At 58.6% G+C, this 15,609-nt stretch carries 14 protein-coding genes; 7 read left to right on the top strand and 7 right to left on the bottom strand.

The annotated features are described in order from the left end of the window. Nucleotides 1–30: 30 nt before the first annotated feature. The 6 genes from H8L67_RS04200 to H8L67_RS04175 all read left to right on the top strand — a co-directional run bounded on the left by H8L67_RS04200 (nt 31) and on the right by H8L67_RS04175 (nt 6,160). On the top strand, nt 31–624 hold the full coding sequence (locus tag H8L67_RS04200) for a class I SAM-dependent DNA methyltransferase (protein ID WP_220380504.1): 594 nt from the start codon (nt 31–33) through the stop codon (nt 622–624). A gap of 61 nt (nt 625–685) precedes the next feature. After that, nucleotides 686–1,927, top strand: coding sequence for a polyhydroxyalkanoate depolymerase (locus H8L67_RS04195; protein WP_220380503.1), 1,242 nt, complete (start codon nt 686–688; stop codon nt 1,925–1,927). Nucleotides 1,928–1,968: 41 nt separating this feature from the next. Continuing rightward, entirely contained in the window at nt 1,969–2,901 is a 933-nt protein-coding gene (locus H8L67_RS04190) for a peptidylprolyl isomerase (RefSeq protein ID WP_220380502.1), read from the top strand. 33 nt (nt 2,902–2,934) lie between these two features. Next, nucleotides 2,935–3,231 (top strand): hypothetical protein, encoded by a 297-nt coding sequence (locus H8L67_RS04185; protein ID WP_220380501.1) that lies wholly within the window; start codon nt 2,935–2,937, stop codon nt 3,229–3,231. 149 nt (nt 3,232–3,380) lie between these two features. Then, nucleotides 3,381–5,285, top strand: a complete 1,905-nt coding sequence (locus tag H8L67_RS04180; protein WP_220380500.1) for a M1 family metallopeptidase — start codon at nt 3,381–3,383, stop codon at nt 5,283–5,285. Then, complete coding sequence (locus tag H8L67_RS04175) at nt 5,282–6,160, top strand: hypothetical protein (protein WP_220380499.1); 879 nt, start codon at nt 5,282–5,284, stop codon at nt 6,158–6,160. The genes H8L67_RS04180 and H8L67_RS04175 overlap by 4 nt, the downstream gene beginning before the upstream one ends. Here the strand turns inward: H8L67_RS04175 and H8L67_RS04170 are convergent. The 7 genes from H8L67_RS04170 to H8L67_RS04140 all read right to left on the bottom strand — a co-directional run bounded on the left by H8L67_RS04170 (nt 6,157) and on the right by H8L67_RS04140 (nt 14,147). Beyond that, nucleotides 6,157–8,010: an ABC transporter ATP-binding protein gene (locus tag H8L67_RS04170; protein WP_305068567.1), complete on the bottom strand. Its 1,854-nt coding sequence runs from the start codon at nt 8,008–8,010 to the stop codon at nt 6,157–6,159. The genes H8L67_RS04175 and H8L67_RS04170 overlap by 4 nt on opposite strands. Before the next feature lie 33 nt (nt 8,011–8,043). Next, complete coding sequence (locus H8L67_RS04165) at nt 8,044–9,294, bottom strand: putative bifunctional diguanylate cyclase/phosphodiesterase (RefSeq protein ID WP_220380498.1); 1,251 nt, start codon at nt 9,292–9,294, stop codon at nt 8,044–8,046. Then, nucleotides 9,291–10,544, bottom strand: coding sequence for a cyclic di-GMP phosphodiesterase (locus H8L67_RS04160; RefSeq protein ID WP_220380497.1), 1,254 nt, complete (start codon nt 10,542–10,544; stop codon nt 9,291–9,293). Before H8L67_RS04160 ends, H8L67_RS04165 begins: the two co-directional genes overlap by 4 nt. A 60-nt stretch (nt 10,545–10,604) precedes the next feature. Beyond that, on the bottom strand, nt 10,605–12,239 hold the full coding sequence (locus tag H8L67_RS04155; RefSeq protein WP_220380496.1) for a serine hydrolase: 1,635 nt from the start codon (nt 12,237–12,239) through the stop codon (nt 10,605–10,607). 68 nt (nt 12,240–12,307) lie between these two features. Further along, complete coding sequence (locus tag H8L67_RS04150; protein ID WP_220380495.1) at nt 12,308–12,988, bottom strand: GNAT family N-acetyltransferase; 681 nt, start codon at nt 12,986–12,988, stop codon at nt 12,308–12,310. Between the two features lie 13 nt (nt 12,989–13,001). Beyond that, entirely contained in the window at nt 13,002–13,439 is a 438-nt protein-coding gene (locus H8L67_RS04145; RefSeq protein WP_220380494.1) for a hypothetical protein, read from the bottom strand. 48 nt (nt 13,440–13,487) lie between these two features. Next, on the bottom strand, nt 13,488–14,147 hold the full coding sequence (locus H8L67_RS04140; protein WP_220380493.1) for a DsbA family oxidoreductase: 660 nt from the start codon (nt 14,145–14,147) through the stop codon (nt 13,488–13,490). Nucleotides 14,148–14,221: 74 nt separating this feature from the next. On the opposite strand from H8L67_RS04140, the gene dbpA reads away from it, so the two are divergent. Next, entirely contained in the window at nt 14,222–15,604 is a 1,383-nt protein-coding gene (dbpA, locus tag H8L67_RS04135; RefSeq protein ID WP_220380492.1) for an ATP-dependent RNA helicase DbpA, read from the top strand. Nucleotides 15,605–15,609 lie beyond the last annotated feature (5 nt).

The following is a 15,609-nucleotide window of genomic DNA, read 5'->3' as shown; positions in this document are numbered from 1 at the left end:
TTCCGAAGAGAAGTGGACATCATAGGCTGCATGCGCAAGTCCCCCAAAATTTACGACAAGAAATACTTCGACCGCTGGTATCGCAAAAGCGATATCGGCGCACGTGCGGAAGTGGCGCGCCTGGTCGCCTTGGCAGTGGCGATGGCCGAATACCATCTGGAACGACCGCTGCGCAGCGTCTTGGACATCGGTTGTGGCGAGGCCCCTTGGCAGCCGATCGTGAAGCGTCTGCGGCCGAAGGCGGACTATTTGGGATTTGATGCCAGTGAGTACGCCGTACAAACCTTCGGTGCCCGCAGGAATATCCACTTTGCCCGGTTCGGTGACTTCGAACTGTTGCGGCCCTGCCCGCCCGCGGATCTGGTGGTGTGCTCCGACGTCCTGCACTATTTGACTCCGCGAGAAATCGACCGCGGCCTACCGGGGCTGGTCGAATTGACCGGCGGCATCCTATGCCTGCCGACCTTTGTGCGCGGCGATGCGGTGGAAGGCGACTTCCACGATTTCTATCAGCGACCCGCGGCGTTCTACACCCGCCGGCTGACGGCACTGGGCATGCAATCGCTCGGGGCACATTGTTGGATTCATGCCGACCATCCGCTGACCGGACTGGAAAAACGGTGAATCCGCGCACGAAAACCTTCATCCCAGTGCGTTATGCTGCATTGCACAAGCGGAGAACTGCATGTTTTATCAATTGAACGAATACACCCGCGCTTGGTTGCAACCGTGGACTTTCCTCGCGGATGCCGGCGCACAAATGTATTCCTCACAAGGGAGTTGGATGTCGCAACTGCCGTGGGCCGACCGCACCGCCGCAGGGTTCGAACTGTTTCACCGCTTGGCCAAGGATTACGAAAAGCCGCGCTTCGACATCGACCGCGTTGAAGTCAACGGCCGGGAGTGCGCTGTCCTGCAGCGCACGGTCGCCTCGAAACCGTTTTGCAAACTCGAGCATTTCAACCGACTGTCAGACGATGCGCAAACGGTCGAGCGTTTGATGAACTCCCCCAACGTGTTGTTGGTTGCACCGCTCTCAGGCCACCACGCCACGTTGTTGCGCGACACCGTGCGCAGCTTGCTGCAGGACCACAACGTGTTCATCACCGACTGGGTTGATGCACGCATGGTTCCCGTCGGTGAAGGTGAGTTCTCGCTCGACGACTATGTGAAGTATGTCGAGGAATTCATTCGCGTCATCGGTGCTGACGACCTGCATGTCATCAGTGTCTGCCAACCGACGGTGCCGACACTCGCCGCCGTATCGCTGATGGCGGCGCGCGGTGAGGACACGCCGAATTCATTGATCATGATGGGCGGCCCGATTGATACACGCCGCTCGCCGACGTCGGTCAACAATTTGGCAACGCGCCATCCCTTCAGTTGGTTTGAACAAAACGTCATCCATGTCGTCCCCGCGAATTACCCCGGCGCCGGTCGTCGCGTTTACCCGGGCTTTTTGCAGCACATGGGATTCATTGCCATGAACCCAGAACGCCATGCGGTTTCGCATTGGGACTTCTACCGCGACTTGGTGAAGGGTGACATGGAAACCGCGCAAGCCCACCGGCGTTTCTATGATGAATACAATGCCGTGCTCGACATGCCTGCCGAATATTATTTGGACTGCATTCGCATCGTGTTCCAAGAACACTTGTTGCCACGCGGCCAATGGCATGTTGCCGGTGAGCGTGTTGACCCGGCAAAAATCAGCTCGGCGATCATGACGATCGAAGGCGAGCTCGACGATATTTCGGGTGTCGGCCAAACCAGTGCCGCGCACGACCTTTGCACCAATGTGGCGGAAAAAGATCGCGAGAAGCTGGTGGTGGAAGGTGCCGGGCACTATGGCATCTTTAGTGGCCGACGCTGGCGTACGCAGGTTTATCCGCAGGTCCGGGATTTCATCGCGCGCGAACGCAACTGAAAATCGAGCTATTCTGCAACGAGTCTTTTGAGGGGCGTTGCATGAATCGACACATCGCACGAGTCACGGGTTTCGCAGCCCTGTTCGCCACCGCACTTTGGGCCGGCGGCTTGCGGGCTGAGGGCAACAAGCCGACTTATCAATCCGCCAACCAGATCATTGATGCCGCGCCCGCGACTGCGTGGCGAACCCCCGACCCGTCACAGGTTCTTTATATGGATCTGGCGGATGGCAAGCGGGTCATCATCGAGCTGGCCCCGCATTTCGCACCGCAACATGTCGCCAACATCCAAGCCTTGGCACACGGCGGATTCTGGGACGGCCTTTCCATCTACCGCTCACAGGACAATTACGTCGTGCAGTTCGGAGATCCGGACGCCGACGACGCAACAAAGGCAAAGCCATTGTCGGCCGGCGCCAAGCCGAAGCTGGTTGCCGAATTTGAACGCAGCAGCAAGCAATTGCCCTTCCACCGTTTGAAAGACGTGGATGGCTGGGCACCGGAAACCGGCTTTTCCAATGGATTTCCGGCGGCACGTGATCCGGCCACCCAAACCGCGTGGATGACGCATTGCTACGGCACGTTGGGCGCCGGACGCGGCAATGAAGCCGACAGCTCAACCGGCGCGGAACTCTACGTGATCATCGGTGATGCACCGCGCGGCCTCGATCGCAACATCACCGTCGTGGGTCGCGTGCTGCAAGGCATGGAAAACTTAAGCGTGATTCCGCGCGGCCCGGCACCGATGGGTTTCTTCGAAGATCCTGCCAAGCGCGTTCCGATCAAATCCATTCGTTTGGAGGCGGATGTACCCGTTGCAGAGAGGACGCCCTTGCAGGTCTTCCGTACAGACACCGTCTGGTTCGACCGCGCCATTGAAGCGCGGCGCAACCGACGTGACGAATGGTACAAGCGCCCCGCCAACCATATTGGTATTTGTAGTGTTGCACCTGTGGTACGTACGCCCAAGTAAGCTTGGGGTTCGCATTAAAACCTGGAGATCATCATGATGATGTTGCGCGTGCGTATGACCGGCGACGAGAGTCAAATCCGGACGATGATGAATTTGTTGGAAGGGATGGACGGCGTCCACTCCGTTGAAGAAGTGGCGGACTTGATGCCGCACATGGATGACCCGGACTCAAGCTCATCGGGCTTGAGCGATGAATTGGGGCCGGATGCGCACGAAGTGGAGGTGGAAATCTCCAATCGTTCCACGGCGCAAAAAGTTCAAGAAGCGATGGATGCATTGGCCTACGACCTCGACATGTTGGTCGAGTTCGAATCAGTGGACGACGAATGAAAAAAATGATCTTGGGGGCTTCCGCGCTGGCGTGCGCGGCGGCGGTTTTCGCCTCAGTGCAACCCACGCCAACCGCCGCAGTCACGCAAAACGCTGCACCTTCCCCCGCTGGCTGCGCAAGCATTCCCCTCGCTGGCAAAAATGCCGGCATGGTGACCACCCCCAGCAGCGCATCGGCTTGGGGTGGCGAGCGCGCCGCAGATAGCGGCACGTTGTCCGATCGCGTCGTGAGCTACAAGATCGATGCAACGCTTGATCCGGTCAAACACACGGTGAAAGGCCAGCAACAGTTGGGCTGGCGCAATCGCAGTGCGCAGCCCGTCTGCAGCGTTTATCTGCATCTGTATTTGAATGCATTCAAGAAGGGCAGTACCTTCCGTACAGAACAAGAAAAAGGCTTCAAATTCCGCTCCGGCGTGACCTCTGATGAAAAAGAGGCGGGAGACGCCAAACTGCTGAGCGTTTTGCAGAACGGTCAGGCGGTGAAATGGCAGTTTGTCCAACCCGACGGCGGCCCGAAGACGGACCAAACGGTTGTACGGCTTGATCTGCCCATGCCCGTGGCCGCGGGCGCGACCACCCAGCTTGATATCGCCTTTGAAAACAAATTGCCACGCGTGGTGGCACGGACCGGCTATTTCGACACCTTCCATCTGGTGGGCCAATGGTTCCCGAAGATCGGTGTCCTTGAATTGCCCGGTGAACGCGGCGCCAGCGCGCCACGCTGGAATGCCCACGAAATGCATTTGCATAGCGAGTTCTATGCCGACTTCGGTAGCTACGACGTCAAGCTGACAGTGCCGGACAACTACATCGTGGGCGCCACCGGTGCGCTGCAAGGTGCGCCTGTCCGCAAGAACGGTTGGACCACCCATCACTATGCCCAAGACGACGTCCACGACTTTGCATGGACCGCGTACGACAAGTACGGCACACCTTTGGAATCCACTTGGCGCAGTCCGGCAGGCCATGATGTGAAAGTGCGCGTCTTGTACCCCAAGGGTTATGAGGCCAGCGGCAAGTTCGTCATGAAATCGACCGTCGACTCGCTCGATTATTTTTCAAAGACCTTGGGCGCCTATCCGTATAAGACCGTGACTGCGGTAGTCCCCGCTTACAACGCGGACGAAGCGGGCGGCATGGAATATCCGACATTCTTCACCGCGACTCTGACCGAGCCCAGCAAGAAGGGTTATGGCGTGCCGGATCTGATGTTGGATTTCGTCACCATCCATGAGTTCGGGCACGGCTACTTCTACGGCATTCTCGCCTCGAATGAATTCGAAGAGCCGATGCTCGACGAAGGCATGAACGAATATTGGGACATGCGCATGGTGCGTGATTTGAACCGCGGTCCGAAGATCGAGCGCTTCGACAAGAAAGGTTTTGTGCCGTTCAACGCATTTGCGGTCGAGCGTGTGATGTCGCGCCCCGACAAACCGGAAGACCCGCTCGGAAACAGCGCGTGGAACCGCAAGTCCAGCCAAAGTTACACGCGTGTGTACCAGGGCACTTCCACCGTGATGCACGACATCGAAGTCGCCGTGGGTCGCGAGTCGATGGAGCGCGCCGTGAAGCTGTATTACGACCGCTGGAAGTTCCGTCACCCGTCCATCGCTGATTTGGAACAAGCACTGATCGACGGCACCGGGCGCCCCGACATCATCAAGCCCTACTTCGCCGCACAGATTTACGGCGCCAAGCGTTTGAATGACCGGATCGCCAGCGTGTCGACTGCCGCGGCAGCCAGCGGATTCGAAACGCGTGTGGATCTGCGTCGCAGCGGCGTGGCATTGCCGCGCTCGCTCGTTGTCACCTTTAAGGACGGCAGCCGACAAACGCGTCTGATCACCGACGCAAAAGCCGCGCAAAACTTGGTGTTCACAAGCACTTCGCCTGCCGTCTCCGCCGCGCTCGATCCCTCGGGTGGCAACTACCTTGATATCAATCTCAACGACAACGCACGAACGGTTGCTGCAGTAGAGACCGGGAGCTACACCACCTGGGCCCGCGCCGCATTCCAAACCGCATTCGGCTGGATGTTCGCACTATGACGACTCATGCTACTCAATCGCGCGTTGGCGCACTCCAAGCCATCGGCCAAGGATTCCGCGCCGGCATCAAACATTGGCGCTGGCTGTCGCTGTCTGCGGTTTTCGCACTGCTGCTCGGCGGTATCGCATCGCTCCCATTGACGCGCCAATTGAAAGCCAGCCTGGGCTTCAACCCTGCCGGCGCTTCAACTGACTCGGGCGACCGCATCCAAGCGTGGGTCGAAACCCTGCGTTCGCTTGCCGGAAACGCAGAAGGCATGGCGCAGTTTGTCACCGGGGTACTGTGTTGCGTCATCGTCGCGTGGTTGCTGAAAACCTGGCTCGCCAGCGGCTTGGTCGGCAGCGTTCGCAGTGGCCGCGGTCTCGGCTATCGCGAACTGATTCGGATTTCCAATGCGGGGTTTTGGCCGCAGCTGAAACAAAATCTCTTGTTTGTGGTCGTTTTCGTCTTGTTTGCGTTGCCGGTCTTCTTCACCTTCAAATGGGTGCAAGGTGTCCGTAAAACGGCGATTGCGGCAGCGCAGGTTGAACAGGCCAATCTGGTGTTCTATCTCGTTGCCCTGCTGTGTTTGTTCTTGTTCGCCCTATGGCTGGAAATGGCACGTGCCAACCTGGCCAACGCGCATCAGACAAGCCCGCGAATTCGCAGTAGTGTGGCGCAGGGTTTGAAGACGATGTTCAAACGGCCGTTCGCGGTGATTTTGGCCTTCGTCTTGTTTCTTGCCCTCGGGCTTGCGGCATTGGCCCTGATCAGCATGCCGGTGTCGGGCATTGCCAATCCTTGGCTGTCGGCGGTCATCGTCGCTTTGGCGACCATGGTCGGTGGCGCGTTCCGTGCCATGCGTCTGGAATCACTGGCCCGCGTCGCACGCTAATCCGGCGTCGTTTCTTCCATACCGGCGGAGACGAATCCGCCGGTTTGCCGTTCCCACAATCGGGCGTACAGGCCACCCGAAGCCAGAAGTTCGGCATGGCTGCCACTTTCCACGATTCGGCCTTGATCCATCACGATCAAGCGATCCATTCGCGCGATGGTGGACAGACGATGCGCAATCGCAATGACGGTCTTGCCTTCCATCAGCGTTGCCAGCGACTCTTGAATGACCGCCTCCACTTCCGAGTCCAATGCGGAGGTCGCCTCGTCCAGCACCAATATGGGCGCGTCTTTCAACAACACACGCGCAATGGCAATGCGCTGGCGCTGACCGCCGGAGAGCTTGACGCCGCGCTCGCCCACGTGGGCATCCAAACCCCGGCGCCCTTCGCTGTCTGACAAGTCGGGTACAAATCCGTCCGCGCGCGCAGCTACGAGTGCCGCTTGTATGGCATCTTCCGATGCGTCGGCTTTCGCGATCAACAGGTTCTCGCGAATTGAGCGATGCAACAGCGAAGGCTCCTGCGTGACGACGCCGATCGCTTGTCGCAGACTCTCTTGGGCGACCTCCGCGATGTCTTGATCGTCGATCAAAATCCGACCCGCTTCGAGATCATAGAAGCGCAGCAACAAGTTCATCAGCGTGGTCTTGCCTGCGCCCGAAGGTCCGACCAACCCGACGCGTTCGCCTGGCGCGATGCGCAAGTCCAAACCGCTGATGACGCCGCTACCTTTTCCGTAATGGAAATGGATATTGTCGAAATGGATGGCGCCGGCCCGCACATGCAACGGCTTCGCATCCGGCTTGTCGGTGACGGTGAGCGGTTTCGCGACGGTTTCCATGCCGTCTTGCACAGTACCGATCGATTCGAAAATCCCGTTGATCACCCACATGATCCAACCCGACATGTTGTTGATCCGGATCACGAGTCCCGTCGACAAGGCAATCGCACCCGCCGTGATATGTCCGCCTGACCACAGCCAGATACCGAGCGCACCTGTAGCAGCAATCAACAATCCGTTCCAGAACGTGATGCTGAGATCCATGAGCGTTGTCAGGCGCGTCATCGCACGGACTTTATCGACGTTCTCCTGCACCGACTCACGTACGTATTCGTCCTCACGTGCGCTGTGCGGGAACAGCTTCAGCGCGCTGGCATTGGTGTAGCCGTCGACCACCCGCCCCATAAATTTGGATTTCGCCGTTGAGGCGGCCAAAGACCTAACTTTCGTTCTCGGGACAAACACCACCAACAACACGATGTAGCCGACCAGCCAGATCGCCAGCGGCAGACTCAGTTTCGGATCGGCCTTTGCAAAGAGGACCAGCGCAGTCACTGTGTAAATGACGACATACCAAACCGCGTCGACGATCTGTAGCGCCGATTCTCGCAAACTTGCGCCAGTCTGCATGATGCGATTGGCGATCCGTCCGGCGAAATCATTATTGAAAAATGCCAGGCTTTGCATTGACACATGGCGGTGTTGCTGCCAGCGGACCAAAGCGGTGAAAGATGGCAGCATCGCCTGATTGATCAACAAATCGTGCGCAAAGAGCAGCAAAGGCCGTACAAGCAACACGATGACAGCCATCCAAATAAGCTCGCGCCCGTGGATGGTCAAGAAATCGCGCGCCGGCAACCCTTGTGCCAGGTCGACAATGCGTCCGACAAATGAAAACAGGGAGACTTCAACCAGCGCGACCAGAAAACCGAGAATCGCTGTGCAAAACAAGACGCCCTTGGCCTGCTTCAAGTAATGCAAATAAAATCGCCACAACGATGTCGGCGGGGTGACGTTGGCCACCGGCCGGAACGGGTCAATTCGCGATTCGAACCATTTGAATATCATTCGTCATTGTGCTCGAAGGCCGGTGAAGCCGCCTCAAGCGTCGATGAATTGCGCTTGCAACTCTGCAACGGCGGTTTCGCCCAACATGGGCCGCCCCAAATGATAGCCTTGCACGAAGTCGCATCCCAATGACGCCAGTACTTCCAGCGTCTTCTGGTCTTCCACGCCTTCCGCCACAGCAGTGATGCCCAGACGATGGGACATATCAATCATCGATGCGACAAGATGTTGCAGGCGTTGACGGTGCAACAAGGTTCGAATGAACACTTGGTCGATTTTCAGTTCGGATACCGGGAAATCTTTCAGGTAGGCGAACGACGCGTAGCCGGTGCCGAAATCATCGATGGCGATCGAGACGCCGCTGCGTTTCAAGGCCATCATGCCGTCAATGACGGCGTCGGCGTTTTCCGCAAAGGCTGTTTCGGTGATTTCCAGTATCAGTCGCTCCGGCGGAACATTCCATATACCCATCGCGCGCTGGACAAGATCGGGGAAAACCGGATCGGCGGCAAAAAGGGGCGAGATATTGACCGAGACACTGATATCGGGCGCGAACTCCAACCATTGCGAGAGCAAGCGCAATGACGAATGCAGACTCCACATGGTGAGGTCCTGGATCAGTCCGCCGCGCTCTGCCATCGGAATAAAAACATTCGGGGGCACGAAGCCGCCTTCGCAAGGCCAACGGGCCAGCGATTCGAACGCGACGATCTTTTCCGGAGAGCGCGCCGAATGAATCGGCTGTAAATACAGCTGCAATTCGTTTTGACGAATGGCTTGAACCAAGCGTTCGTGCTCGTATTGGGTCGCAGAGGCATCGCTACGATGCATCTCGTAACTGTATTGGTTGTTGACCGCCCGCGAGCAGGCGCGATCGGCCGCCATCAGCAAGGCGTCGAAGTCGTGTGCGTCATCGGGAAAGTAGGCGGCACCGACGGCCACGCGAACACGGAATTTGCGCTCGCCGATTTCCACCGGGTCAGAGAACGAACGCGCGATGCGACCGGCAGCCAATTCAAGGTGATTGCGGCTGCGCAGATTACAGAAGATCACGGCGCAATCAGCCTCACCAATCCGCACCAGCTTGTCGCCCGGCCGCAGCGCTTCGCGAACGCGTTCGGGCATGGCGTGAAACAGAGCATCGCCGAGCTCGTGCCCGTACAAGAGCTCGAGGTCACGAAGACGCTGAAGTCTTGCGACCACCAAACCGACCGGCGCGACATCGCCGTTTTCGCCTTGAATCGCGCGATCAAATTCTTGACGCAGTGCAAGCAAACCGATCAAAGAAACAACTCCGACGGATCCAATCCGAAAGCACCGGGTCCCAAAGTGCGCAAGATATGAACGCTGGCATCCTCGCGCGTTTCAGAGAGATCCATAGAATGAAAGTGACCCAAGGTTTGCTTGAGTTCGTTGGTCAAGACCATGATTCTGGGGCGCAACCGCAACAAGGCGTTTTGTACCATCACAATCGCGACTTCACCGGTATTGAGCTCGACAAGGGATCCCACGGGATAGATGCCCAAGCACTTCACGAACTCTTCGACGAGCTCGCTGTGGAAATGCTTGCCGCGCTGGCAATAAAGTTCGTGCAGGGATTCCGACCGCGAAATGGCAAATCGATGCGGGCGATCCGCCGTCATGGCGTCGAATGCATCGACGATGGCGGCCAAGCGACCGGCCATCGGAATCCCCGCGCCTTGCAATCCGGACGGATAGCCGGTTCCGTCGTAGCGCTCATGGTGGCACCTGACCATCGCCAAGGTGTCGACGTCGCTGAAGCCCATCGCTTCAACGCGTCGAATGCCGTGCGCCACATGCGTTTGCACAATTGCCCGCTCATCGCTACGAAGTTCCCGGCGCACGCTGAGAATGTCGTCTGGCACGTCGACCATGCCGATGTTCATGATGAGCCCGCCTACCGCAATCGCATTGATTCGATCCGGCGGCAGTGCGAGTTCGTGCGCGAATGCGGCCGACAACGCGCAGCAATTCATCGCGTGCAAGTACTCATAGTTCGAGTGGCGTTTCAACGCCATCAACCATAGGAACGCATCCTGATTCTGGGTGACATTGCGGACCACCGGTTCCGCGGCTTGTTCGATGGCTTCTCGCGTGACGAGCCGCCCCTCGCGCAAAGACTCGAACAAATGGTTAGTGCGGTCGACCAAGGTCGCGATGGCAGCGCGGGCCGTATCAAGATCGTCCGGCGTGGGCATTCGCCCGGTCTTGTGTGGCGCGGGCACCTGCGGCGGCGGCATGGCCGCCTGCACCGCGCCACTAGCGGAGAAAGGTGATTTGGCGCCGTTGGCCGGGCGCGGCAATGCACGCAGCTTGGCAGCGATTTCGGGCTTGCTCAAATCGACGTCGACGAACACGGTTTTGCAGTACTCGGCCAACATTTTGACGTCGGCCGGCGTCTCGATCAGCAGCCCCTGCAACAAGAACGGTGTCCCCGCCCACGGCCTGTCGAGCCGGCATACCCACATGCCGAGCTCGAGAGACTGAACAGGAATTTCACGCTCTTCCAGCATTCGTGACCAAAAGCCAAAGAAATCTCCATTGCAGGTTACCGCGAAAAAGTCTTAGGGTGACTACGCGCCTTTGACGGGATTCACGGGAGCGAGACGGAGGTCTTGGAAATCGAAGCTGAAATCGGTCAACGGGGAGATCGATTCCATACGCGCCCCGACCGGCTTGCCATCAGGATCGAGCTGGAAGGTGATGAAGGCATCCGCATTGAGCGAGCGGTCGTCCCAACGGATGATGAATGTTTCACCTTGCCAATGCTCGAGTCTGCCCTTCAGCTGCGCCGTCTTGAGGAATTGGATGTTCAGTGCGCCGCCCGCCTCTGACAAGGAGACGTCGCCATACCAAGGATCCCGCCACACCCCTGCATAGCCTGACAGCGGCAATTGCGGCTTGCCGGCTTTGCGTGCGGCCACGTGTTTTTCCCAACTGGTATCGGCATCCGATTGCGCCTTGTCGAATGACTTGCCATAGGCCGCGAGCCAATCATTCCCGCTGCCGCCGTTCAACATGAGATCCAATGCCTTGAAGGTGACGGCATTGAACGCGACGCCGACCTCTTGGTTGGTCAGCACCACGACGCCGATTTTGCTGTTCGGCATCAAAGTGAGGCGGGAAACTTGTCCCGGCCAGCCACCGGTATGCCAAACCAGTTTGTTGCCCTGATAGTCGCCCACGTTCCAACCTTGGGCGTAGCCCATCATGTTGGGGACGGCCGGGGCCAGTTCGGGAATCGACGGTTTGCCCACCGGCATCGGCGTCAAGACGTTCCAAAGATCACGCGCGGCGCGCTCACTAAACAAGGCTTTGCCGTTGGCTTCACCATTTACCTTGCCACCGGCCAGCATGGTATTCATCCAACGCGTCAGGTCATGCACGCTGGAGTAGAGCCCGCCGGCGCCCGGCGCATTCGACCAGGTCAGGGTCCCAACCGGTTTCAACTCGGTGAAATTGAATTTGGCGTGTCCGGTGGCGACGTTGTCGCCCGCCTTCAGATCGTCGGCGTTATAGCGTGTCTCGGTCATGCCGAGCGGTGTGAAGAAACGCGTGCTCAGGAATTGTTTGAACGACATGCCCGAGGCTTCTTCAATGACCAGCGAGGCAACGCCAAACAAGATGTTGTCGTAGGCATAGCGCGCGCGGAATGAGCCGGTAATCGGCACATCTTTCAAACGCTGTGCCACTTCTTTGGTCGAATAGGACGTGGTGGGCCAATACAACAGGTCGCCCGCGCCCAGCCCGAGACCGCTGCGATGCGCAAGCAGGTCACGTATGCGCATATCGTGGGTGATGTAGGGATCCGACATGCGGAACCATGGCAAATGGTCGATGACGCGATCGTCCATCGACAGCTTCTTTTCGTCGGCAAGGATTTGCAGGGCTGCAGCCGTGAATGCTTTGGTGTTGGAAGCAATGGCGAACATGGTGTGCTCATCCACCTTGCCGGGCTTGCCCATTTCGCGATCACCGTAACCGCGTTCGAGCACGACCTTGCCATCTTTGACGATGGCTACGGCGATGCCCGGCACATCAAAGCGCTTGCGTACCGCATCAACGTAGGCGTCGAAAGCCGCCCAATCCGGGTCCGCGCGCGCGACATGGGGCTTCGCTGCGGCGATGGCGGCATCTTGCTGCGGGGGCGCGGCGAAGGCGGAAGCGGTAACCAGTAGCAAACCTGCGGCAAGGGGTTTCAAACGCATGGGATCTGATCCGTTGGACTTCCATCGAATGTAACAAACCCGTGCCATCAGTAACCGGGCCAAAAGTGCTAGAGGCGGTCGATACGAGCAAACGGCAAGTGTGCGCGGATGCGATAGCCCAGCCGCTCATAAAGGGCATGCGCACGCGTATTGGCCGGACTCACTTGCAAGAAAGCAACATCCCCACGCGTCAGCGTGTCGCGCGTCAACCATGTGGTGAGTCGCCCTGCTAATCCCTTGCCCAGATGATCCGGATGCGTGCAGATCGCACTGATCTCACGAAATCCCGGTGCTCCCAGACGTTCGCCGGCCATCGCCGCCAATTGGCCTTGCCGGTCAATGCCGAAGTATCGCCCCATGCATGTTGTGCGGGATCGGAAGTAATGCGGATAGACCAAGGCGGTCAATCCCAAAATGTCGGATTGGCGTGTCGCATCGAGGGCGATGATGTCGTCATCTGCGCAGGCGGGCATCGGCACATCGCACACCATCTGCCAAAGCGTTTCCAGTGGTGTCAGCGTGAAGCCTTCCGGGACGGCCTCCGGCAACAAACCGAGCACCAAACGCGTTTCACCGGGCTGCATGAGCGCCTCGAGCGTCGCCCGCGTTGCCGCGCCCGGATGCGCCAATCCGAGAAACGGCGCAACATCGGCGGGGAAAACCGCCGCATCTCCGGCGCGCACTGCCAGGCCGGCGTGGATCGAGTCCAACGCCGACCAAAACGGATTATCGAGCGCGCGCGTATCCATCAACGCCGAATGATCAGCTCAGCCAACCCCGGCTTTGCGCGCGACGCGCATACCAAAGCAAGGCCACGGCAATCACGGTGACCACGATCGGCATTGTCAGGGCCTGTGCCGCACCGACTTTTCCGATCATGTCGGACATCAGAAAGCTGTAGCCGAACATCACGACAATGGCGATCAACGAGAGCCAATAAAACGGCACGGACAGTTTCTTGCGCATGATCAGTAAGAAAGATGCCACCACGCCCGCAACCACGGCGACGCCGTTGGCGATCCAGACCCACTGCGGCATGGCTTCATGCACCGCGCGCTGGCCCTCGGGAAGTTGTGCCAATTGCTCAGGTGTGATGTTCCATTGCATCCAGAACATTGCAAGTCCCATCAAGTTCCAAGCCAGTGCCATGATGGCCACCAGACGAAATGTGCCGGTTCGCGGCGTCGTCAACGTATCCATGCAATTTCCCCATTAGGCCCGGAGCGGGCGTTATTGAGGTTAGCGCACTCAGGCGGGTTTGTCGGCGGCGATGTCGCGGAGTGCTTTTTCGAAGATTTCCGGCGGCTGCCCGCCCGAAATCAGGTGGCGCTGATTGATGATGATCGCAGGGACAGAGGAAATGCCGTTTCGCTGAAAGAATTGCTCCGCGGCACGCACTTCATCGGAATATTGGCCCTCAAGCAGCACGGCACGTGCGGCCTCTTCCGGCAGACCGACAGAAACCGCAACATCCACCAATGTGTCGACGTCGGAGACGTTTCGCCCTTCGGTGAAGTTGGCCTTGAGCAACGCGCGCTTGAGTTCGAGTTGTTTGCCCTCCAACGCCGCCCAATGTAAAAGGCGGTGGGCATCGAACGTATTCCAAGTGCGCTGGCGGCGCTGCCAATCAAAAACGAAGCCTAGTGCGGCGCCTCGCTCACGGATGTTCTCTTGATTGTCCGCCACCTGTTCAGCGCTCAAGCCGTACTTCTTCTGCAAATGCTCGACCACATCTTCGCCCTCAGGCCCAAACTGGGCGTTGAGCTCGAAGGGCTGGAAATGGATTTGGGTTGCAATCTCGTCCTCTATCTTCGCAAGTGCCTGTTCCAACGAGGCGAGGCCGATCGCGCACCAAGGGCAGACGACGTCCGAGACGAAATCGATACGAAGTGGGGCTGCAGTATTCATTGCAACAGCCTAGCGCACCCGGAATGACCGACGCGTGCAGGACACACCCCCGCGCTTCCTGCGATCATACGCAGATGGATGACACCTCTGATTTCTCGACCCTTGCCCTTTCACCACAGCTGAAGTCCGGCCTTGATGCGCTGGGCTACAGCAAAATGACCGCGGTCCAAGCGCTTTCGCTGCCGTCCATTCTGGCCGGGCGCGACCTGATTGCCCAAGCCCCAACCGGCAGCGGTAAAACGGCTGCGTTTGGCTTGGGCTTGCTTCAGCAAATGGATGCCGGACGCAGTGGAACCCAGGCGTTGGTGCTCTGCCCGACCCGTGAGTTGGCCGATCAGGTCGGCAAGCAGTTGCGAAAATTGGCCATCGGCATTCCCAACCTCAAACTGTCCATTTTGTGCGGCGGCATTCCTCTGGCACCGCAATTGGCTTCTTTGACCCATGCACCGCACATCGTGGTCGGCACACCGGGGCGCGTGCTTGAGCTGACCGAAAAAGGTGCACTGGACCTATCCGCCGTCTCGGTGTTCGTGCTCGACGAAGCTGATCGCATGCTGGATATGGGTTTCGAGGAAGATATCCGTGCTTTGTCCAAGCGGATGCCGAAGCAACGCATGGGCCTGTTGTTTTCCGCGACATTCCCGGACGCGATTCGTGCATTGGGCACGGCTTTGTTACGCGATCCGGTGGAAGTCGCTGTGGATGCCATTGAACACCGGCCGGACATCACGGCACGATTCATCCATACCGATCCGGCGAAGCGTGTGCAGCAGCTGGCGGCCCTGTTGATGCAGTATCGACCGCAATCCACCGTCGTTTTCTGCAACATGCGCCGCGATACGGTGGAGGTCGAACAGTCCCTGTCGCATTACGGTTTCAGTGCCTTGAGTTTGCACGGCGATATGGAACAGCGCGATCGCGAGGAAGTTTTGGTGCGCTTCGCGAATCGGAGCTGTTCGGTCTTGGTCGCGAGCGATGTCGCCGCGCGCGGTCTGGACATCGACGGCATTGACGCGGTGATCAATTACGAACTGCCGACCGATGCCGACACTTACTTGCACCGCATCGGACGCACGGGACGCGCCGGGCGCGCCGGACTCGCCTTGAGCCTGGTCGCCGACAGCGAAGATGGCCGCGCACGGGTCATCGACTTGCACTTGGGCAAAGCGACTCCTTGGGAGACGGTGGCCGCCATCGAAGGACGCCCGCGTGCCGTGCCGCAGGCGCCGATGGTGACCTTGAGAATCGATGCCGGTCGCACTGACAAGTTGAGGCCCGGTGACATCGTCGGTGCCTTGACCGGTGATGTTGGCTTGAAGAAAGAAGCCATCGGCAAGATTGATGTGTTTGCAACGAGAAGCTATGTGGCCATCGCCCACCCGCAGGCCGGCCAAACGCTCGAGAAACTTCGCAACGGCAAGATCAAAGGCCGGAAATTGCGCGTCCATCGCCTCTGATCCGA

This window comes from Lysobacter soyae, from assembly GCF_019551435.1.
GTDB classification, from domain to species: domain Bacteria; phylum Pseudomonadota; class Gammaproteobacteria; order Xanthomonadales; family Xanthomonadaceae; genus Solilutibacter; species Solilutibacter soyae.
Note: the sequence above shows the minus strand (reverse complement) of the source record. Positions and strands in the feature narration are given on the sequence as shown.